General features: G+C 70.5%; 4 protein-coding genes. 1 reads left to right on the top strand and 3 read right to left on the bottom strand.

The annotated features are described in order from the left end of the window. Positions 1 to 66 precede the first annotated feature (66 nt). Positions 67 to 357: a WhiB family transcriptional regulator gene (locus tag GUY60_RS34630; RefSeq protein ID WP_161705182.1), complete on the top strand. Its 291-nt coding sequence runs from the start codon at positions 67 to 69 to the stop codon at positions 355 to 357. Positions 358 to 419: 62 nt separating this feature from the next. On the opposite strand, the gene GUY60_RS34625 is transcribed toward GUY60_RS34630, so the two are convergent. The 3 genes from GUY60_RS34625 to GUY60_RS34615 form a co-directional block, all read right to left on the bottom strand. Beyond that, a complete protein-coding gene (locus GUY60_RS34625) occupies positions 420 to 1,397 on the bottom strand; it encodes an acyl-ACP desaturase (protein ID WP_161705180.1) in 978 nt (325 codons plus the stop codon). Positions 1,398 to 1,571: 174 nt separating this feature from the next. Then, positions 1,572 to 2,348, bottom strand: a complete 777-nt coding sequence (gene ddaH, locus GUY60_RS34620; RefSeq protein ID WP_161705178.1) for a dimethylargininase — start codon at positions 2,346 to 2,348, stop codon at positions 1,572 to 1,574. Positions 2,349 to 2,472: 124 nt separating this feature from the next. Beyond that, positions 2,473 to 4,767 (bottom strand): ATP-binding cassette domain-containing protein, encoded by a 2,295-nt coding sequence (locus tag GUY60_RS34615; protein ID WP_187370199.1) that lies wholly within the window; start codon positions 4,765 to 4,767, stop codon positions 2,473 to 2,475. Positions 4,768 to 4,817 lie beyond the last annotated feature (50 nt).

The raw sequence follows: 4,817 nt of genomic DNA, 5'->3' as shown, positions 1-4,817 counted from the left end.
CGACCGCGGCAACGCGTTGATCGTTCGTTGATCGTCTGTTTCGCGGGGCGCGACACGATGGTCCGCATGATCGGCAAGTCCACCACACAGGCCCCGAACGCGGGGGCGTCCGAGCGTCAACCCAGCTGGCAGGAGCTGGCCTTGTGCGCGCAGACCGGCGCGGGGTTCTTCTTCCCCGAGCCCGGCAGCTCCGTGCGCGAGGCCAAGCAGATCTGCCTGGCCTGCGAGGGGCGTACCGCGTGCCTCGAATACGCCCTCGAGAACGACGAACGCTTCGGCGTCTGGGGCGGCCTCTCCGAGAAGGAGCGGGACCGCCTCAGGCGCGGCACCGGACGGCGGTCCGGCAACCGGGCCTGACCGCCGCACGGCGAGGAGACGCACCGAGGGGGCGGCGGACCGCCGCCCCGGTGGTCAGCGGGTCAGCGACTTGCGTTGCGGGCCGCGATACGGGCCTTGCGGGCGGCCAGCTTCTCGTCGAACTTGGCGGCCTCGGAGTCCAACCCGCCCATGTACAGGCCGAGTTCCTCCTGCGCCTTGAGACCCTCCGGGCCGAGCCCGTCGATCTCCAGGACCTTGAGGTGGCGCAGCACGGGCTGGAGCACGTCGTCGTGGTGGATCCGCATGTTGTAGATCTCGCCGATCGCCATCTGGGCCGCCGCGCGCTCGAAGCCGGGCATGCCGTGGCCGGGCATCCGGAAGTTGACGACGACGTCGCGGACCGCCTGCATGGTGAGGTCGGGGGCGAGCTCGAACGCGGACTTCAGCAGGTTCCGGTAGAAGACCATGTGCAGGTTCTCGTCGGTGGCGATGCGCGACAGCATCCGGTCACAGATCGGGTCGCCCGACTGGTGGCCGGTGTTGCGGTGCGAGATACGGGTGGCGAGCTCCTGGAACGCCACGTACGCCACCGAGTGCAGCATCGAGTGCCGGTTGTCGGACTCGAAGCCCTCGGCCATGTGCGCCATCCGGAACTGCTCCAGCTGCACCGGGTCGACGGCGCGGGAGGCGAGCAGGTAGTCGCGCATCACGATGCCGTGCCGGCCCTCCTCGGCGGTCCAGCGGTGCACCCAGGTGCCCCAGGCGCCGTCACGGCCGAACAGCGAGGCGATCTCGTGGTGGTAGCTGGGGAGGTTGTCCTCGGTCAGCAGGTTCACGACGAGGGCGGTCCTGCCGATGTCGGTGACCTTGGACTGGCCGGGCTCCCAGGCCTCGCCGTCCTCGAAGAACTCCGGGAAGTTCCGGCCGTCGCCCCACGGCACGTAGTCGTGCGGCATCCAGTCCTTGGCGACCTTGAGGTGGCGGTTGAGCTCCGACTCCACGACCTCTTCGAGGGCGTACAGCAGCCGGGCGTCGGTCCAGGTGTCCGGGCTGCCGAGCTGGGGAGGGGAGATCGTCACGGGGGGCTCCTGCGGGACGGGGGTGCGCTGACGCATAACCTACGGGGACGTAGCCTACGAGACCGTAGGTTACGAAACCGTAGGTTAAGTCGCAGGTAAAGAACAACCCATCCTGGGTCGGGCGGGTGCCCGCTGGGGCCTGGAATGGGGGCTATGCGGCTTTCCGGAATGTCGTTATACGTACAGATCGCGAAGCCTGACCGAGAGGCATGTCACGCACCCCTCCAGCTTCTCGAACTCGCTGATGTCCACGAGTACGGGCTCGTAACCGAGGTCGGACAGGAGTTCCGCGGACTTCGGCGCGCTCGCCGCCATGAGCAGCTTGGCGCCGCCGAGCAGCACCACATGCGCTCCGGACTCCTCCGGGACCGGCAGGAACGGCGTGAACGCCGACACGGTGTCGACCAGCGGCGGGTGCCCGATCACGGTGCCGTCCGGCAGGGCCGTCACCGCGGACTTCAGGTGCAGCACCGAGGCCACCGGCACCGCGACGACGCGCGCGCCGAGCGGCTCGAAGGCGGCTCGCAGCTGCTGCACCCCGGCGGCGTCGGTACGGCCGCCGCGCCCCACGTAGATCGTGTCGCCGATCTTCAGGACGTCACCGCCGTCCAGGGTGCCCGGCTCCCAGACCCAGTTCACGGACGCGCCGAGCTCGGCCACGGCCTGCTCGACGGCGCTCGTCTCCGGCCGGCGGGACTCGGCGCCGGGGCGGGTGATCAGGGCGACGTTGCGGAACATCACCACGGTGTCCTCGACGAACACCGCGTCGGGGCAGTCGTCGGCGGGCTCCACCTCGACCGTCTCCCAGCCGTGCGCCCGCAGCGCGTCGCCGTACGCCTCCCACTGCGCGAGGGCCAGCGGCACGTCGACGGCGGCACGCTCCAGGTGCGTCACGAGCCCTTCGGCGAGACGCGGGCCGGGACGGCGGATCAGGGCCTTCTTGCTTGCCACGGGTGGTGACTCCTCAACGACGGTTCGGTTCCGCCCGCCATGATGCAAGCCCGGCCCCGCCACGGGAACCCCCACTTCCCACGGCACCCGTACGCGGCCGCTCACCGACCGTCGCGTGCACCCCTCAGACACCCACCGTCCGCCGCAGATGCTCCGCAGTGAACGAGCCCTCCGCGCGCAGGAGTTGGGCCGGGGTGCCCTCGAAGACGACATGGCCGCCGTGCTTGCCGCCGTCCGGGCCGAGGTCGATGATCCAGTCGGCGCGGCGGACCACATCGAGGTTGTGCTCGACCACGAGCACCGTGTTGCCGTCGTCGACCAGCCGGTCGAGGAGCGCCATCAGACCGTCCACGTCGGCCATGTGAAGCCCGGTCGTCGGCTCGTCCAGGACGTACACCGCGCCCGTGCGGTGCAGCTGGGTGGCGAGCTTGATGCGCTGCCGCTCGCCGCCGGAGAGGGTGCCGAGCGGCTGCCCCAGGGTGAGATACGTGAGCCCCACGTCCCGCAGCGCGCGCAGCCGCCGACGGATGCCCGCGTCGCCGTGGTCCGCGAAGAGGCCGTGGTCCGCGAAGAAGTCGAGCGCGTCCCCGGCCGTCATCTCCAGGACGTCCGCCACCGACCGCCCGCCGACGGTGAGCCGCAGCACCTCGTCCTTGAACCGCCGCCCCGCGCACGCCTCGCAGCTCGTCGTCACCGGGTCCATGAACGCCAGGTCGCTGTAGATCACCCCGCGCCCCTGGCAGGCCTCGCACGCGCCTCGCGAGTTGAAGCTGAAGAGGCCGGGTGCGCCCCCGGTCTCGCGCGCGAACAGCTTGCGCACGCTGTCCATGATCCCCAGATACGTCGCCGGGGTGGACCGCGCCGAGATCCCCACCGCCGACTGGTCGACGACCACCGCGTCCGGATGGGCCGCCGTGAACGCCCCCGACACCAGGCTCGACTTCCCCGACCCGGCGACGCCCGTGACCGCCGTGAGCACCCCGGTGGGGAACGCCACCGTCACGCCGCCCAGATTGTTCAACTCGGCGCCGCGCACCCAGAGTTCACCGCTCGCGGTACGGGGCCGCTCCTTCACGCCCCCGCTCCGCCCGAGGCAGCGCCCGGTCAGTGTGCCGGACCCGCGCAGCCCGGCCACCGTCCCCTCGTACACCACCTGACCGCCGCCCGTGCCCGCGCCGGGGCCCATGTCGACCACGTGGTCGGCGACGGCGATGACATCGGGGTCGTGCTCCACGACGAGCACCGTGTTGCCCTTGTCCCGCAGCCGCAGCAACAGGTCGTTCAGGCGGCCCACATCGCGCGGGTGCAGGCCCACGCTCGGCTCGTCGAAGATGTACGTCATGCCGGTGAGGCTCGACCCCAAGTGCCGGACCATCTTGAGGCGTTGGCCCTCGCCGCCGGAGAGTGTGGGCGTCGGCCGGTCCAGGCTGAGGTAGCCGAGCCCGATCGCCTCGATCCGCTCCAGGGCGGTGACGGCGGCCGCGGCGACTGGACCGGCCACCGGGTCGTCGATCCGGGCGAGGACCGGGATCAGGTCGGCGACCTCCATCGCGGCGACCTCAGCGATGTTCAGGCCGTCGATACGGGAGGCGAGCGCGGCCTCGTTGAGACGCGCACCCGCGCAGCGCGGGCAGACGCCCTCGCTGAGGAAGCCCTGCACCAGGTCGCGGGTCTTCTGGCTGAGCGCCGACAGGTCCCGCTTCAGGTACAGCCGGTCGAAACGGTCCGCGAGGCCCTCGTAGTCGTTCTCGACCTCGAAGGTGGAGCCCTTCACCCACACCCGGCCGCCGCGCCCGCGCAGCAGGAACTCTCGTTCAGCGGCGGTGAATTCACCCACCGGCTTGTGTGCGTCGAGGTCCGGGCTGTTCACGTACGTCTGACCGTGGAAGGTGCCGACGCGGAACGGCGGGAAGACGATCGCGCCGTCCGCGAGCGACTTCGACCCGTCCAGGATGCGCCCGTAGTCGGGCCGGACCGTGCGGCCCAGGCCGTCGCACTCGGGGCACATCCCGGACGGGTCGTTGAAGGAGTACGCCGTCGCCGCGCCGGCGCTCGGTGTGCCGTACCGCGAGAACAGCACCCGGAGGACCGAGTACACGTCCGTCATGGTGCCGACCGTGGACCGTGAGTGCCCGCCGACCGGCTTCTGGTCGACGACGATCGCGGGCGTGAGGTCCGCCAGGCCGTCCGCGTGCGGCCGCTCGTACTTGGGCAGCCGGTTGCGGACGAACCAGGTGAAGGTCTCGTTCAGCTGACGCTGCGACTCGACCGCGACCGTGTCGAAGACGATCGAGGACTTCCCCGATCCGGACACCCCGGTGAAGACCGTGAGCAGGCCTTTCGGGATGCGCAGATCGACGTCCTTGAGGTTGTTCTCGCGGGCTCCGGTGATCACGATGTGCTCGGGCAGGTAGGGCATGCCACCGAAGCTAACCGCGATACCCGACAGGTTCTGTCGTGTTTTACGCC

The sequence above is a fragment of the Streptomyces boluensis genome, from assembly GCF_009908195.1.
Classification (GTDB): domain Bacteria; phylum Actinomycetota; class Actinomycetes; order Streptomycetales; family Streptomycetaceae; genus Streptomyces; species Streptomyces boluensis.
This window is presented reverse-complemented; position numbering and strand designations above follow the sequence as displayed.